The organism is Roseovarius nubinhibens ISM, assembly GCF_000152625.1.
Taxonomy (GTDB): Bacteria; Pseudomonadota; Alphaproteobacteria; order Rhodobacterales; family Rhodobacteraceae; genus Roseovarius; species Roseovarius nubinhibens.
In genome coordinates this window covers 2,137,107-2,153,532 of record NZ_CH724156.1, presented here as the reverse complement: position 1 = coordinate 2,153,532, position 16,426 = coordinate 2,137,107, and the positions used below count along the sequence as shown (strand labels likewise).

Here is a 16,426-nt window from a genome sequence, read left to right as displayed (position 1 = left end):
TTTTGCCTCCGAAAACATTCAATTTTCCGCATATGTGCGATGGGTAGGACGATATGATCTCTCGGCGTGATTTTCTGCAAACGAGCATGGCGGCGGCCGCGCTGCTCGGGACATCGGGCTTTGGCAGCTGGGCGCGGCTCGCGGCGCAACAGGCGCTGAGCCAGGATCAGCTTCTGGAATTTGACACGTTCGGGAATGTCTCGCTGATCCATGTCACCGACATTCACGCCCAGCTCAAGCCGATCTATTTCCGCGAACCTTCGGTCAATCTCGGCGTCGGCCCGAACAAGGGCGAGGTGCCCCATGTCACCGGCGCCGATTTCCGCCGTCTCTACGGGATCGACGATGGCAGCCCCGCCCATTACGCGCTGAGCTCGGGCGATTTCGCCGCCCTTGCCGCGGGCTATGGCCGCGTCGGCGGGCTCGACCGGGTCGCCACCGTGATCAACGCCATCCGCGCCGACCGGCCCGACGCGCTCTTGCTCGATGGCGGCGACACCTGGCACGGCTCCTACACCTGCTACCACAGCCAGGGGCAGGATATGGTCAATGTGATGAACGCGCTCAAACCCGACGCGATGACCTTCCATTGGGAATTTACCCTCGGCTCCGACCGGGTGACCGAGCTGGTCGAAGGCCTGCCCTATGCCGCACTCGGCCAGAACATCTTTGACGCCGAATGGGACGAACCGGCGGAGCTCTTCAAGCCTTACGAATTCTTTGAGCGTGGCGGCGTGAAAATCGCCGTCATCGGTCAGGCCTTCCCCTATATGCCGATCGCCAACCCCGGCTGGATGTTCCCGGAATACTCTTTCGGCATCCGCGACGAACATATGCAGCAGATGGTCGACGAGGTCCGCGCCGAAGGCGCCGAGCTGGTGGTTTGCCTGTCGCACAATGGCTTTGACGTGGACAAGAAGATGGCCGGCATCGTCACCGGCATCGACGTGATCCTCTCGGGCCATACCCATGACGCCCTGCCCGAACCGGTGCAGGTCGGCGACACGATCATCGTGGCCTCCGGCTCGAACGGCAAATTCGTGAGCCGCGTCGATCTCGACGTGCGCGACGGGCGGATGATGGGCTTTCGGCACAAGCTCATCCCGATCTTCTCGGATGTCATCACCCCCGATGCCGAGATCGCGGCGCTCATCGACGAACAGCGCGCGCCCCATGCCGAGGCGCTGGCCGAGGTGATCGGGCGCACCGACGGGCTGCTCTACCGGCGCGGCAATTTCAACGGCTCTTGGGATGATCTGATCTGCGACGCGCTCTTGACCCGTCGCGAGGCCGAGATCGCGCTCTCGCCCGGCGTCCGCTGGGGCCCGTCGCTGATCCCCGGTCAGGACATCACCCGCGAAGACATCTGGGGCGTCACCTCGATGACCTACCCCGAGGCCTATCGCAGCGAGATGACCGGCGAGTTTCTCAAGATCGTGCTCGAAGACGTGGCCGACAATATCTTCAACCCCGACCCCTATTACCAGCAGGGCGGCGACATGGTCCGCACCGGCGGGCTCGGCTACAAGATCGACATCTCCAAGCCGCAGGGCGAACGGATCACCGACATGACGCTGCTCGCCACCGGCGAGGCCATCGACCCGGCCCGCAACTATGTGGTGGCCGGCTGGGCGAGCGTCAATGAAGGCACCGAAGGCCCGCCGATCTGGGATGTGGTCGAAGAGCATATCCGCAATCTCGGCACCGTCTCTCCCGCCGAGAACACTTCTGTTACCGTCACCGGCCTCTGATACCCCCCGTAAAGGAGCAATCGTATGTCCCAAAGACCGACCTCCCGCCGCGCGTTCCTGCGCGGCTCTGCCGCCGCCGCCGCTGGCGCGGGGGCGCTCGCCACCTCGGCGCGGGCGCAATCCGCCGATCCGCTGATCACCGAGGTCCAGCCCTGGGCCAGCGGTCTCGGCGACGGTGTCGATGCCACGCCCTATAGCCTGCCGATCCGCTTTGAGGCGGATGTGATCCGCCGCAATGTCGAATGGCTCACCGCCGATACGATCAGCTCGATCAACTTCACGCCGATCCATGCGCTCGACGGCACGATCACGCCGCAGGGCTGCGCCTTTGAACGCCACCATTCCGGTGCGATCGAGCTGCGCAAACAGGATTACCGCTTGATGATCAACGGCTTGGTCGACCGGCCGCTGGTCTTCACCTATGAGGATCTCGAACGCTTCCCGCGCGAAAATCATGTGTATTTCTGCGAATGCGCGGCCAATTCCGGCATGGAATGGGCCGGGGCCCAGCTCAACGGCGCGCAGTTCACCCATGGCATGATCCACAACATGGAATATACCGGCGTGCCGCTGCGCGCCCTGCTCGAAGAGGCCGGGTTCGATGCCTCGGCCAAATGGGTCTATGTCGAAGGCGCCGATGCCTCGTCGAACGGCCGCTCGATCCCGATGGAGAAGGCGCTCGACGATGTGTTCGTCGCGTTCAAGGCCAATGGCGAGGCGCTGCGCAAGGAACATGGCTATCCCGTGCGGCTCGTGGTGCCGGGCTGGGAAGGCAATATGTGGATCAAATGGTTGCGCCGCATCGAAGTGCTCAACGCGCCGGTGGAAAGCCGCGAAGAGACCTCGAAATACACCGATACCCTGGCCGACGGCACCAGCCGCAAATGGACCTGGGAGATGGACGCCAAATCCGTCATCACTTCACCGAGCCCGCAATCCCCCATCACTCACGGAACCGGGCCATTGGTGATCACCGGGCTGGCCTGGTCGGGGCGCGGGGCCATCACCCGCGTCGATGTTTCCAAAGACGGTGGCATCACCTGGGAAACCGCCCGGCTGGCCAAGCCCGGTGAACGGATGGCGATGTCGCGCTTCTATCTCGACACCGATTGGGACGGCAGCGAGATGCTCCTGCAGGCCCGCGCCATGGACGAAACGGGCTATGTCCAGCCGACCAAGGATCAGCTCCGCGAAGTGCGCGGCGAAAACTCGATCTATCACAACAATGGCATCCAGACATGGTGGGTAAAACCCAATGGGGAGGCAGAAAATGTCGAAATTTCTTAAACTCACCGCTGCGCTGCTCTGCCTGGCCGGCACTGCCGGGGCCGATACTCTGGGCCTTGGCCGCCCCGCCCTGCCCGAGGAAATCGCAGCCTGGGATCTCGACGTTCTGCCCGATGGCACCGGCCTGCCCGAGGGCTCCGGCTCGGTCGAGGATGGCGAGGCGCTCTTTGCCGATTACTGCGCGATCTGCCACGGCGATTTCGCCGAGGGCGTCGACAATTGGCCGAAACTGGCGGGCGGCGATGGCACGCTGGCGGACAAGGACCCGCTCAAGACCGTGGGCAGCTACTGGCCTTATCTGTCGACCACATGGGATTATGTCCACCGCTCGATGCCCTTCGGCAATGCCCAGACGCTGAGCGATGACGAGGTCTATGCCATCGTCGCCTATATCCTCTATTCCAACTATATCGTCGAAGAGGATTTCGTGCTCAGCCGCGACAATTTCCTCGAGGTCGAGATGCCCAATGCCGACGGGTTCATCATCGATGACCGGGCCGAGACGGAATACCCGCGTTTCGCGGGCGAGCCCTGCATGACCGGCTGCAAGGACGCGGTCGAGATCACCATGCGCGCCGCCGTGCTCGACGTGACGCCCGAGGAAACCAAGGCCAAGAAGGTGCAGCAGCTGGTCGACGCGACCAACCCGCGCAACCCGGCCAAGGCCGCCGCCGACCCCGCGCCCGCAGCCGAGGCCGAGCCCAAGGCAGAGCCCGCCGCCGAGGCAGCGCCAGCAGCCGCAGAAGCCCCTGCCGCCCCCGATCCGGCCCTCGTGGCCGAAGGCGAAAAGCTCTTTCGCAAATGCAAGGCCTGCCATCAGGTCGGCGACAAGGCGAAAAACCGCTCGGGCCCGATCCTCAACGGCGTGGTGGACCGCGCCGCGGCCACGGTCGACGGGTTCAAATACTCCAAGGGCATGGTCTCCGCCGCCGAAGACGGGCTGACCTGGGATGACGCCACCCTGCGCGCCTTCCTGACCAAGCCCAAGGATGTGGTGAAAGGCACCAAGATGAGCTTTGCCGGCTTCAAAAAAGACGCAGAGCTCGACGCGATCATCGCCTATCTTTCGACATTTCACGACTGATCTGCGATACTGACACCGGCTCCCTCCGGGGGGCCGGCCCCTCTGACCACCGGAGATGTCGCCATGACACGGATCACCACATCGCTCTTCGCCACAGCCCTCGCCGCCCTCGTGGCCGGGCCGTCTTCGGCCGGGGATCACGCCGTGCTGCTGCCCTATAAGGGCAGTTTCGATGACGCGACCTTTGCCGTGGAAAACGCCATCATCGGGCGCGGCCTCGTCGTCGATTACGTGAGCCACGCGGGCGAAATGCTGGCCCGGACCGCCGCCGATGTCGGCTCGGACGTAAAGCTCTTTGAAGAGGCGGATATCTTTCTCTTCTGCTCGGCGGCCCTGTCGCGCAAGGTGATGGAGGCCGATCCCACCAATATCGCCCATTGCCCCTATTCGGTCTTCGTCTACGAGCGCGAGGGCGAGGTGGTCATCGGCCATCGCACCTTCCCCGAAGGCCCGATGCAAGAGGTGCAGGCGCTCTTGTCCGAGATCGCCACCGAGGCGGCGGAGTAACCGCCCGACATCGCCAAGCCCGGAACAAGGTGCGCAGCACCGCCGGGCAGCGCCCGATCACCGAGCCGGGCAAGCCCGTCCGCGGGGGGGCGCACATCCCTCGTGCAGGCCAGTTTATCTCGCCACCCCAACCCGACCTCACCGACCCATAGGACCGTGCCAAAGCGCCCGCCCGGGGGGCGGACGGGCGCTGCCCGGCGGCGCGACGCGCCTTGTCCCGGGCCTCCTCTCCCCAACAAAAAAGGGCGGCCCCAAGGACCGCCCTCCAATCTCTATGCACCCCGCGTCACTCCGCAGGTTGCAGCACCGGCCCACGGTTGAGCGCACGGTCAGCAACAAGCGCCCCCGCCGCGATCGACCCCAGCGCGACCAGCGCCGCAAGGCTGAGCATCGACACGCCCGAGAGACCCGCCCCCACGGTGCAGCCCCCGGCCAGCACGCCGCCAAAGCCCATCAGCGCCGCCCCCGCCGCATAGCGCAGCGTCTGACCGGCAGTCTCAAAGCTCGCGAATTGCAGCTCGCCGCGCAGCAGCGCCGACAGGAACGCGCCGCCAAAGACACCGCCCACAAGGCCCACGCCAAAGCCCGCCGGGATCGAACTGCTCGCCACGGTCCAGAACAGGCTGTCAGCCCAGGTCGAGGTAAAGGCCAGCGATTGCACCGGCTGCGGCTCGAACTCATCAAAGAAGAGAAGCCCGGTCGCCACCCAGCCCGCCGTGATCAAGAGGCCGATCACCGCCGCCAGCGCCACATGCAGCGGACGCGGACGCAGCCAGGCCACCGCCGCGACCAGCGCTGCCACCAGAACCGCGCCCCAGGTCACCGCGCCACCGGGCAGCTCGGCGAGCGAAGCCAGCCCCGTGTCCACCGTGACCGAGCCCAGCGCTACGCGCAGCGGCGCAAACACGCCCTTGAGCGTGGCATGGGCCACCACGGCAAAGATCAACAGCACCGTCAGCGCCCGCAGGTTGCCGGTGCCGCCCAGCACTGTCAGACGGCTGATGCAGCCCCGGGTCAGAACCATGCCGACGCCAAAGCTCAGCCCGCCGACCACCACCGCCAGCAGCGGCAGCTCGCTCACCATGAGCCGGTGATCCGACAGATCGACCCAGCCCAGCGCAATCGCCGCCGTGGTGCCGGCCACGGCCACCGCCAGCGCGCTGAGCCATGTGCCCAGCGCCGCGCGCTGATCCGACCCGGCCACAAGGCCACGGCGCAGACAGAAGCGGCTGATCTGGGCGGCCACGCCAAACAGCAGGCCAAGCGCCAGCCCGACAAAGAGCTGCGCCCCTTGCGCGTCAAACGGCAGATCATAGGTTTCGAACAACATGGCGGTCTCGCCTCCGGGGATTCGAGTGAATTTCGAAGTCCGCCCTTACATCGTACTTTATATACAGGGGTCAAGAGCGGTCCTACGGGACATCATTCCCATAGGGCCGCCCCTTGAGGAATATCATTCCGATCTGGTGGCATTCATGACCAAAGCGCCCCGGCCCGCCGCGCCGCCCTCGTCATTTCCGTCCTATTTTGCGCTCACTCGAATTCCATCTGCTCGAACACCCGACCGGCGTTCTTGGTGGCCAGCTCCTCGAACGTGTCGAGATGGGCATAGGGCGACTGATCGACATAATAGGCCTCAGACAGATCGCCCCCCGCCTCGAGATGTTCACCAATCTTTTCACGCAGATAGACGAGGTAGTCGCGGGTATAGCGGCGCACCTGCGCCATATTGGTCGGATGGCCATGGCCGGGGATCACATAGGTCGCGCCCAGAGGCTCGAAGGCGGTCTCCCATGTCTCGATCCAATCGGCGGTATAGGTGTGCTCAAAAATCGGCAGCATCCGCTCGTGAAAGGCCATGTCGCCCGAGATCACAAGGCTCTGCCCGGGCAGCCAGACCACGATATCGCCGGGACTATGCGCCGGGCCGAGATACCGCGCCTCGATCCGCATCTCGCCCATCTCGACAATGTATTCGTCGCTGAAACTCTCGTCGGGCAGGTGGATCTCGGTCCCCTCGCCCTGCTCCCCGGCATAGGCCCGCATCCCGCGTAGCACCTGCGCACCATACTCCTCGATCTCTGCGGCGGCCTCCTCATGGGCCACCACCTTGACCCCCTGCTCGGCCCAGTAATTGCTGCCCAGCATCGCATGGCCCTGCCCGTTCTCGAGCAGCACCAGCTTGACCTCCTGATCGGTCACCGCGCGGATCTCGTCATGCAGCGCCTTCGCCAGCCCATAGGACGCGCCTGCATTGACCACCACCACCCCATCGCCGGTCACGATAAAGCTCAGGTTGTTGTTATGGCCCGCGTTCTCATAGGTCGGCGGCGCGGTGGCCCCGATGGCCGAAAACACATGCGGGATCACCTCGACCGGTTTGTCATAGAGCATCGAGCCGGGGTATTTGTCGGCAATCTCCTCGCTCGCCCCCGCCATACCGGCCCAGAGCAGCGCGACCATCATCGCCCCCCGCATCACGCGCCCTCCGCCACGAACCGATAGGCCTCGCCCGCCCGCTCGATCCGGCCAAGCCCGCCGTCCGGCAGGTGATAGCCAATGAGCCGCATCTCCTCCGTCACCAGCATGTCGAGCAGCCGCAGCCGCGTCGCCGCCCCCTGCGCCGGGTCCTGATCCGAGCCGAGCTCCCAGCTCGGCCGTGCCAGCGCCACATGACCGTTGACGATCGCATCCCCCGCCACCAAGAACGCCTCGCTCCCGCCCTGCAGCACAAAGGACATATGCCCCGGCGTATGGCCATGGCTCGCCAGCGCCACCAGCCCCGGCAAGATCTCCTCGCCATCCGCCACCGCCGTGATCCGCTCTTCCACCAACTCGAGCCGCCGCGCCGCGCCCACCGCGAAACTCGCCCGCGCCTCGCCGATCGTCTCCACCGTCTCCGGGTCGCGCCAATAGTTCCACTCGGCATCCCCCATCAGATGCGCCGCCTCCGAAAACACCGGCTCGTCGAAATCATCGAGCACCCCCCAGAGGTGATCGGGATGACCATGGGTAAAGACCACATGGGTCACATCCTGCGGCGCCACGTCGATCACATCGAGCGCCTCGATGAGTTCCCCGGCGCTCTCCATGAACGCAGGCCCCGCGCCGCAATCAAAGAGCACCACCGCCCCCTCGCGCCGCGCCAGCGTCACGTTGCAGGGCGAGGCGATCATATCCCCCATGAGCCCCTGCGCCTCAAGGATCGGGGCCAGCTCGGCCTCGGGCAGCCCGTCGAAATAAAACCCGCGCGGCAGGCTGAGATGGCCATCGCTGACGCTCGTCACCTGCCAGTCGCCCACCGTTGTGCTGACCTGCGCCCAGAGCCGCCCGGACGCGCCAAGCATCATCCCCGCCCCCGCCAGCGCCAGAAATTCTCTGCGTGTGCTCGCCATTTGATCCCCCCTTTGGCCCGCATGGCCCCTATGACCCGTGTGACCCATATGACCCGCGCCGCAGGCCAGATATTTATTCCATTTCATGAATATGATCCCCGCCCGCCCCCTTTGGCAAGCGGCGATTGCCACCCGCGCGACAGCCCGCCGAGCGAAAGCTTAGCTTACACAAATGGTTAGGATAATCCACTTTTGGTAAGCGATCCCGGGTGCTACCCTGCGCCCAGCCCGGCAGGCCTTTGCCCCGCCGCCCTCCCATTTCGGACAGATCATGACGCCCAACCCCTTTTCCCCCGACACCAAACGCCCCAAGACCACCGAGGGCGTGTTTTCCGCCGCCGAAGTCGGGCTCGCCAACCGCAATTCCGGGCTGCTTCTCGAAACGCTCACCCGTGACATCACCCCCACCGGGGCGCATTACCTGCTCAACCATTTCGACGTGCCGCTGATCGACGAGGCGGAGCACAGGCTCAGTTTCTCCGGCGCTTTCGACGCGCCCTATAGCCTGACGATGGACGAGATCCGCGCGCTGCCCACCGAAACCCTGCCGGTGACGCTCGAATGCGCCGGCAATGGCCGCGCCGGGGTCAGCCCCCGCGCCTATTCGATGCCCTGGATGTATGAGGCGGTCGGCACCTCGGAATGGACCGGCACGCCGCTCGCGCCGCTCATCGCCCGGGCCAAGCCACAGAATGACGTGCAGGATTTCGCCTTCACCGGGGCTGATTTCGGCTTTGACAAGGGCCAGCCCCATGCCTTTGGCCGCTCGCTCACACCTGATGAGCTGGCCGCGCTCGACGTGATGCTCATCTGGGGCATGAACGGCCAGCCCCTCTTGCCGCAACATGGCGCGCCACTGCGCCTCATCGTGCCCGGCTGGTATGGCATGGCCTCGGTCAAATGGCTCACCGACATCTCGGCGCTGACCACCCGCTATGACGGGTTCCAACAGGTGCAGACCTACCGCTTTCGCAAGGATGAAAACGACCCGGGCCGCCCGGTGACCACGATCCGCGTCAAATCGCTGATGGCGCCGCCGGGCGTGCCCGACTGGATCAGCCGCGAACGCTGGCTCGAACCGGGGCGCGTGACGCTGCGCGGCCGCGCCTGGTCCGGTGGCGGCACGCCCATCGCCCGGGTCGAGGTGGAAACCCCCGAGGGCTGGCAAGAGGCGACGCTTGATGCCCCCGTCGGGCGCTACGCCTGGACCGGCTGGCATCTCGACTGGCAGGCCACGCCCGGCCGCCATGTGCTCGCCTGCCGCGCCACCGATGCCGAGGGCCGCACCCAGCCCATCGAGCCGCCCTTCGACATGGCGGGCTTTGCCAATAATGCGGTGCAGAAAACCGTGGTCCATGTGGCCCAACCGGACGCGATCCAGAAAGACAGCTGAATGACCCAAGATAAGAAACGCGGTGCCGACCATCTCGTCGCCGCCCTGATCCGCGCCGGTGTGCGCCATGTCTTCGCGCTGTCCGGCAACCAGATCATGCCGGTATTCGATGCCGCGCTTGGCACCGAACTGCGGCTCCATCACACCCGCCACGAGGGCGCGACCGGTTTCATGGCCGAGGCCTATGCCCAGATGACCGGCGAGGTCGGCGTCGCCATGGTCACCGCCGGCGGCGGGCTCGGCAATGCGCTCACCGCACTGATCTCCGCCACCTATTCGCAAACGCCGATCCTGCTCATGTCCGGCGACAGCCCGGTGTCGGGCGACGGCACCGGCGCCTTTCAGGAGATGGATCAGATCGGCCTCACCCGGCCGCTCACCAAGGCGAGCGAACGGATCACCGATCCGGCGCAGTTTCCCGCAACCGTGGCGCGGCTTCTCTCCATCGCCCGCGACGGCATCCCCGGCCCGGTGCATCTGTCGCTGCCCGATGACATGCTGCGGATCGAAACACCCGCGCCCGCGCCCTATCCCGAGGTAACGCTTCCGGCCACCGACCTGCCCAGCAGCGCCACGCCCGATCTCGACCGGCTGACCACGGCGCTTGGGGCCGCGCAAAAGCCGCTGGTGATCCTCGGCCCGCTGCTGTCGGACACCCGCTACCCGGATCTCGCCGACACGCTCCGCCGCGCGCTCGCCGCGCCGGTCTTCTGTGTCGAAAGCCCCCGAGGTCTCAACGACCCGATGCTCGGCCGCTGGAAAGAGGCGCTGCGCGAGGCCGATCTCGTCGTCTCGCTGGGCAAACCGGTGGATGTGACCCTCGGCTTTGGCAAAACCGACAACGCCCCCATCGCCCGCTGGCATGTGGTGACACCGGACGCGCGCGACGCCGGGATCGCGCGCCGCAATCTTGGCGACAGGCTCGATCAGCTCTGGTCCGCCGATCCCCGCGCCGTGGCGCAGGCGCTCACCGAGGCGAAACCCACCGCCGACCGGGCCGCCTGGGTCGACCATGTGACCACCCTCATCGCGGCCCAGGTGCCCGAGGCCGCCGATAGCGCCCTGCTCGACAGCGCCTCGGTCTGCCACGCCATCCAGCGCGTCGCCCAGGACAGCCCCAACCCGGTGGTGATCCGCGACGGCGGCGAGTTCGGGCAATGGGCGCAGGCGCTCATCCGCGCGCCCCGGATGCTGACCAATGGCGTCTCCGGCGTCATCGGCGGCGGGCTCTGCTATGCGCTCGGGGCCCGCGCCGCCGATCCCACGGCGAGCGTCTTTACCATGATGGGCGACGGCACCGTCGGCTTTCACCTGCCCGAGTTCGAAACCGCCCTGCGCGAAAACCTTCCCTTCGTGGCGGTGATCGGCAATGACCATCGCTGGAACGCCGAGTACCTCATCCAGCAGCGCGACTATGGCAGTGACCGCACCCATGGCTGCGAGCTTTCGGGCGCGCGCTATGATCTGGCGGTCGCGGCGCTGGGCGGCTTTGGCGCCCATGTCACCCGCCCCGAGGATCTCGAACCGGCGCTCCGCGCCGCTCTGGCGAGCGGGCTGCCCGCCTGCGTCAATGTCGAGATCGAGACCATTCCCGCGCCGAAATTCCCCTGAGCGGCCCCTCGGCCCAGCACCCGCCCGGACCTGTTAACCCTTGGTCCGGGCCGCAAAACCCGCACTGTCGGGTTACCGACGTGATACCGACGTGTCACCGACAGGCCATTTTCGCAGGGTTTCGGCGAATTAACCCTTTGTCCCACACGGTATTTCCGCCGCGCAATCCTCGTGCAATCCTCTCACGTTTGAGAGAGGCTGTTGAAACGATCCGGCCTCAACAGTGGGATTCTGCCGCCACCGGCCCCATATTCGGCTCAACCCAATGACTGACGGACGGAGGACCGACATGACCTATCGCAAAGACCAAGACGCCATCGCCCGCCTCACCCCCGAACAATACCGCGTGACCCAGGAAAACGGCACCGAACGCCCCGGAAGCGGTGAATATCTCGACAATAAAGAGCCTGGTATCTACGTGGATATCGTCTCTGGCGAGCCGCTGTTCGCCAGCTCGGACAAATACGAATCCGGCTGCGGCTGGCCCAGCTTTACCAAGCCGATCGTCACCGATCATATCAATGAGCTGCGCGACACGACTCATGGTATGATCCGCACCGAGGTGCGCTCATCCCATGGCGACAGCCACCTGGGCCATGTGTTCCCCGACGGGCCGGCGGAGACCGGCGGCCTGCGTTACTGCATCAATTCCGCCAGCCTGCGGTTCATCCCTCGCGACGAGATGGAGGCCGAAGGCTACGGCGACTATCTGGATCAAGTGGAGGATATCCGATGACTGAACGTGCTGTACTCGCTGGCGGTTGTTTCTGGGGCATGCAGGACCTTATCCGCAAGCTTCCCGGCGTTATTTCCACCCGCGTCGGCTATACCGGCGGCGACGTGCCCCACGCAACCTATCGCAACCACGGCACCCATGCCGAGGGGATCGAAATTCACTACGATCCGGCCAAGACGAGCTTTCGCGAGCTGCTGGAGTTTTTCTTCCAGATCCACGACCCGACCACCGCCAACCGTCAGGGCAATGACATGGGCGCGAGCTATCGCTCGGCCATCTACTATGTCGACGAGACCCAGAAACAGGTGGCGCTCGACACGATTGCCGATGTGAACGCCTCCGGTCTCTGGCCGGGCCAGGTGGTGACCGAGGTCGAGCCGGTGGGCGATTTCTGGGAGGCCGAACCCGAGCATCAGGATTATCTCGAGCGCTTCCCCACTGGCTATACCTGCCATTTCCCGCGCCCCGACTGGGTGCTGCCCAAGCGCAAGGCCGACAGCGCCGCCTGAGCGCATAAATGACATATGGCCGGGCGGCCCATGCCGCCCCGCCTCGCCCCAACTGTCCGAAAGCCCCCGCTTTCGGCAAACAGAGAGGACGTGCCATGCAATTTGGAGGACTTCATCAAACCGCGCCCGAGCTGCGCGTCACCCACTGGATCGACGCCAAGGGTGCCCCCCTAGATCGCCCGCTTCGGCTGGCCGATCTGGGGACCGGATACAAGATACTCTATTGTTTTCAACACTGGTGCCCCGGCTGCCATTCGCGCGGCTTTCCGACGCTGCGGCTGCTGCAGGACCGGCTAGCCGATAGGAGTGTGGGCTTTGCCGTGATCCAAACGGTGTTCGAGGGGGCCGAGGTGAACACGGCGGACAAACTGCGCGTGAACCAAGAGCAGTACGGGCTGAAAATGCCCTTTGGTCACGATCTCCCGCCCGAAGGCGAACGCTACCCGACCTTTATGGAGGATTATCGATCCGGCGGCACGCCATGGTTCACCGTGATTGACCCTGAGGGGCGTGTGGTTCATGCCGATTTTCGTCTCGATGCGGCGCGGCTGCTGACAGCGCTTGAGGCAGAGACGCTCGACTTTGATAACGCCTGCCATAACACCACAGGCAGCGCCCGGGATGGCCTGGCTTAGACGCGATAGCCGGTCATCTGGGCCATCAGATGCCCCTCTGCGCCGCGCTCGCGGCGCAGGCTCAGCGGCGAGCAATTGTGGATCTGCCGGAACACTTTGGAGAAATGCGAGGCCGAGCTAAAGCCGCAGGCCATGGCGATCTCGATCACCGTGAGATCGGTCTGCAGGATGAGCCGATAGGCCTTTTGCACGCGGAATTCGTTGTAATAGCGCTTGGGCGACCGCCCGAGGTGATGTTTGAACAACCGCTCAAGCTGCCGGGTGGAAATCCCCACCTCTTCGGCAATCTCCGAGGGCGTCGGCGGCATCTCGATCTCGCGCTCCATGACGTTGAGCGCCTTGACCACCACCGGATGCCGGACGCTCTCCCGCTCGGCGGCGGTCATCCGGGTTTCGCGCTGAATGGCGTGGATGTTGGTGTAATTCATGTTGGCCGCGACCCCGGTCGCCACCTCGCCGCCCAGCGCCCGGGTGAACAGCGCCAGCATCAGGTCGATTGCCGTGGTCCCGCCTGCGGTGGTGAAATAGCCGTCCTCGAGCACGTAGAACTCATCACAGAGCGGCACGGTGTCGAAGATTTCCGCGAAACTTTCGCTGTTTTCCCAATGGATGGTCGCACGCCGATCATCCATCAGCCCCGCCTTGGCCAGCGTATGCGCCGCCGTGCAGAGCCCGCCCACCGGCAGGCCCCGCCGCGCCATGCGCCGCAGATAGGCCAGAACCGCGTCGGTGCTGCCCGCGTCGACCTCGACCCCGCCGACCACAACGAGCGTGTCACCGGGCCGCAGATCCTCGAGCCCCATGTCGAGCGCGGCGGAAAACCCCAGAGAAGATTGTTTCGACAGCCCGCCTTCGCCACAGAGCGCCCAACTGAATTGCTGAAATTTCAGCACCTTATTGGCCTGACGCAGCGCCTCGAGCGCGGTGGTCAGCGACAGGTGCGAGAAATTATCGAGAAGCAGAAAGACAAACCGCGCAGGCCCCTGACCGCCCCGGTCGAAATGCATCGCCCAGTAATCCTTGGCGGGGGTCGTCGGGGATATGTCGCGGCGGCTCATCGGGTCGGCGTCCTGCATTCTCGTCGCAACGCAAAATCTCGGCACCACTGGCGCGTCTCGTTGCGGCCCCTGTGATAGCCCGCGCGCCGCCCGTTCACAATGGGCAGCGCACGGGGGAAGCGCGGGCCAGATCTTAAGGCGCGATATCGGCGCCGAAATTCTGCGCCGGGTCAAGCTCGGGCGCGCGATGGCCCGGTTGCGGCCCGAAATCGCCGGGCGCGCGGGCAACGAACCGGCCATGCCCCGGCTCGACCATGAGCGTGCCGTTGTCGATCACCCGGATGCCACGGGTGAGCACCGTCGTCGGCCAGCCGGTCAGCTCGATCCCCTCGAAGGGCGTGTAATCCATATTGTCATACTGATCCTCGACCGTCACCTTGCGGGTCTCTTTCGGGTCCCAGATGGCAATATCGGCATCCGCACCGATGGCCAGCGTGCCCTTGGTGGGCAGCATGCCATAGAGCCGCGCGGCATTGGTGCTCGACAGAGCGACAAATTGACTGGCGGAAATCCGGCCCTTGACCACCCCTTCCGAGAAAAGCAGCGGCAGGCGCAGCGCAATCCCCGGCATGCCATTGGCGATCTGTTTGAACGTGGCCTCAGGCCCGTTGGCGAGCTTGCCGGTCTCATCAAAGCGATAGGGCGCGTGATCGGAGGAAAACACCGTGAAGGTGCCCGCCTCGAGATGACGCCAGAGCGCGGCCTGCGTGGCCTCGTCGCGCACCGGGGGCGAGCACATGAACTTCGCCCCCTCCATGCCGGGACGGTCCAGGTCCTGCCGCGTCAGAAAGAGATATTGCGGGCAGGTTTCGGCATGGATCTTCGCCCCGTCGAGCCGCGCGCGGCTCACAAGATCCGCCCCTTCGCTGGTCGAGACATGCACGATCATCAGCGCCGCATCCGCCAGCTTGGCCAGGCTGATGGCGCGGTGAATGGCCTCTTCTTCGGCGAGCGCCGGGTGGCTCACCGCGTGATAGCGCGGCGCGGTCAGCCCCTTGTCCAAAAGGCGTTTGGACATCCATTTGATCATGCCATTGTTCTCGGCATGCACCATGGTCAGCGCGCCATGGGCCTTGGCCACGGTCAGGATGTCGAGAAACTGGCTGTCGTCGATATTCATCAGATCATAGGTCATGAAGACCTTGAACGAGGTGATGCCGCGCCGAAACGCCTCGGGCAATTCGCGGGTCAGCGCCTCTTCGCTCGGGTTCGCAACGATGAGATGATAGCTATAGTCGATGACCGACGCGCCCTCGGCCCGGCTGTCGTAAAGGTCGAGCGTTTCCAGCACGCCCATATGGCGATGCTGCGCCGCGAAGGGCACGAAACAGGAATTTCCGCCATAGGCCGCGCTGATCGAGCCGCTGCGATAATCATCCGCCGTCATGCCGCCGGTCGCGCTTTCCTGTGCGATATGGCAATGGGCCTCGATGCCGCCGGGCATCACCAGCTTGCCGGTGGCGTCAATCTCATCCGCCGCGCTGAGCCCTTCGCCCTGTGCCACGATACGCCCGTCGCGAATGCCGAGATCGCCCTTGTAGCTCTCCGAGGCGGTGACCAATGTGCCGTTCTTGATGACCAGATCGTAACTCATCTCCATCCTCCTCAGACCGATTTGATCGACCCGCCATCACAGCGGATCAGGCTTCCGGTGACATAGCTGGCCTGGGCACTTGCGAGAAAGGCCGCCACCGCGCCGAACTCCTCCACCTTACCATAACGCCCCGCCGGGATCGCGGCCCGCGACGCCTTGCGCACGGCGTCGACGTCCTGACCCGTGCGTTTGGCAGCGGCGGCGTCAAGCTCGTCGACACGGTCGGTATGGATACGGCCGGGCAAGAGCATGTTGACGGTGATCCCCTCGCCCGCGAGGTCATTCGACAGCGATTTCGACCAGCCCACCAGCGCCGAGCGCAGCGCGTTTGAAAGCCCGAGATTGGGAATGGGTTGCACCACACCGGACGAGCCCACGGTGATGATCCGGCCCCAGCCAGCCTCGCGCATATCGGGCAGAACCGCCTGGGTGATCTCGGCCAGCCGCAGCACCATCGCATCGAAATGCGTGGCAAGAAGCGCCGGATCGACATCCGCCATCCGGCCCGGCGGCGGCCCGCCCGTGTTGTTCACAAGAATGTCGATGCGGCCCAGCGCCGCCCGCGCCGCCGCGACGAGACCCGGCACCGCGCCCGCGTCATTGAGATCAAAGACATGGGTATGGGCCGTGCCCTTGCCGCGCGCGTTGATCGCCGCCGCATTCGCGGCAAGCGCCTGCGCGTTGCGCCCGGTGAGCAGGACATTCGCCCCTTCCTCGGCCAGCGCCTGCGCGATCCCAAGCCCAAGCCCGCGCGAGGATGACAACACCAGCGCGCCCTTGCCGCTCAATCCCAGATCCATCTCCATCTCCCTGCTGCCGGTGCCGCCCTGCGGCCCGGTGGTTTTCGCTTTGCCCCATGACTGGCA

The 16,426-nt window shown here is 65.2% G+C and carries 15 protein-coding genes; 9 read left to right on the top strand and 6 right to left on the bottom strand.

Annotated features, from left to right (window positions below; translation table 11 throughout):
* Positions 1–53 precede the first annotated feature (53 nt).
* The 4 genes from soxB to ISM_RS10285 all read left to right on the top strand — a co-directional run bounded on the left by soxB (position 54) and on the right by ISM_RS10285 (position 4,629).
* The gene (soxB, locus tag ISM_RS10300) at positions 54–1,751 is read left to right on the top strand and encodes a thiosulfohydrolase SoxB (RefSeq protein ID WP_009814097.1); all 1,698 of its coding nucleotides are present in this window, start codon (positions 54–56) and stop codon (positions 1,749–1,751) included.
* A gap of 24 nt (positions 1,752–1,775) precedes the next feature.
* Positions 1,776–3,038, top strand: a complete 1,263-nt coding sequence (gene soxC, locus ISM_RS10295; protein ID WP_009814096.1) for a sulfite dehydrogenase — start codon at positions 1,776–1,778, stop codon at positions 3,036–3,038.
* A complete protein-coding gene (locus ISM_RS10290) occupies positions 3,022–4,122 on the top strand; it encodes a c-type cytochrome (RefSeq protein WP_009814095.1) in 1,101 nt (366 codons plus the stop codon). Before soxC ends, ISM_RS10290 begins: the two co-directional genes overlap by 17 nt.
* Positions 4,123–4,185: 63 nt before the next feature.
* The gene (locus ISM_RS10285; RefSeq protein WP_009814094.1) at positions 4,186–4,629 is read left to right on the top strand and encodes a DUF302 domain-containing protein; all 444 of its coding nucleotides are present in this window, start codon (positions 4,186–4,188) and stop codon (positions 4,627–4,629) included.
* 286 nt (positions 4,630–4,915) lie between these two features.
* Here ISM_RS10285 and ISM_RS10280 read toward each other — a convergent pair whose 3' ends face one another.
* From ISM_RS10280 to ISM_RS10270, 3 genes are all read right to left on the bottom strand, one after another.
* Positions 4,916–5,959, bottom strand: a complete 1,044-nt coding sequence (locus tag ISM_RS10280) for a YeeE/YedE family protein (RefSeq protein WP_009814093.1) — start codon at positions 5,957–5,959, stop codon at positions 4,916–4,918.
* Positions 5,960–6,162: 203 nt separating this feature from the next.
* Complete coding sequence (locus ISM_RS10275; protein ID WP_009814092.1) at positions 6,163–7,107, bottom strand: MBL fold metallo-hydrolase; 945 nt, start codon at positions 7,105–7,107, stop codon at positions 6,163–6,165.
* Positions 7,107–8,024: an MBL fold metallo-hydrolase gene (locus ISM_RS10270; RefSeq protein ID WP_009814091.1), complete on the bottom strand. Its 918-nt coding sequence runs from the start codon at positions 8,022–8,024 to the stop codon at positions 7,107–7,109. The genes ISM_RS10275 and ISM_RS10270 overlap by 1 nt, the downstream gene beginning before the upstream one ends.
* 271 nt (positions 8,025–8,295) lie before the next feature.
* Between ISM_RS10270 and ISM_RS10265 the strand changes: the two genes are divergently transcribed.
* The 5 genes from ISM_RS10265 (at position 8,296) to ISM_RS10245 (ending at position 12,908) form a co-directional block, all read left to right on the top strand.
* Positions 8,296–9,417 carry a sulfite oxidase gene (locus ISM_RS10265; protein WP_009814090.1) on the top strand — a complete coding sequence of 374 codons (1,122 nt, stop codon included), beginning with the start codon at positions 8,296–8,298 and terminating at the stop codon, positions 9,415–9,417.
* Positions 9,418–11,028: a thiamine pyrophosphate-binding protein gene (locus tag ISM_RS10260; protein WP_009814089.1), complete on the top strand. Its 1,611-nt coding sequence runs from the start codon at positions 9,418–9,420 to the stop codon at positions 11,026–11,028. It abuts the gene before it with no gap.
* A gap of 289 nt (positions 11,029–11,317) precedes the next feature.
* A complete protein-coding gene (gene msrB / locus ISM_RS10255; RefSeq protein ID WP_009814088.1) occupies positions 11,318–11,764 on the top strand; it encodes a peptide-methionine (R)-S-oxide reductase MsrB in 447 nt (148 codons plus the stop codon).
* Entirely contained in the window at positions 11,761–12,273 is a 513-nt protein-coding gene (gene msrA, locus ISM_RS10250; RefSeq protein WP_040618012.1) for a peptide-methionine (S)-S-oxide reductase MsrA, read from the top strand. Before msrB ends, msrA begins: the two co-directional genes overlap by 4 nt.
* 95 nt (positions 12,274–12,368) lie before the next feature.
* Positions 12,369–12,908: a peroxiredoxin family protein gene (locus ISM_RS10245; protein WP_009814086.1), complete on the top strand. Its 540-nt coding sequence runs from the start codon at positions 12,369–12,371 to the stop codon at positions 12,906–12,908.
* On the opposite strand, the gene ISM_RS10240 is transcribed toward ISM_RS10245, so the two are convergent.
* The 3 genes from ISM_RS10240 to ISM_RS10230 form a co-directional block, all read right to left on the bottom strand.
* Positions 12,905–13,984: a GlxA family transcriptional regulator gene (locus ISM_RS10240; protein WP_009814085.1), complete on the bottom strand. Its 1,080-nt coding sequence runs from the start codon at positions 13,982–13,984 to the stop codon at positions 12,905–12,907. The genes ISM_RS10245 and ISM_RS10240 overlap by 4 nt on opposite strands.
* A gap of 115 nt (positions 13,985–14,099) precedes the next feature.
* Complete coding sequence (hydA, locus tag ISM_RS10235) at positions 14,100–15,560, bottom strand: dihydropyrimidinase (protein ID WP_040618455.1); 1,461 nt, start codon at positions 15,558–15,560, stop codon at positions 14,100–14,102.
* Between the two features lie 11 nt (positions 15,561–15,571).
* Positions 15,572–16,360, bottom strand: a complete 789-nt coding sequence (locus ISM_RS10230) for an SDR family oxidoreductase (protein ID WP_040618011.1) — start codon at positions 16,358–16,360, stop codon at positions 15,572–15,574.
* Positions 16,361–16,426: the final 66 nt, after the last annotated feature.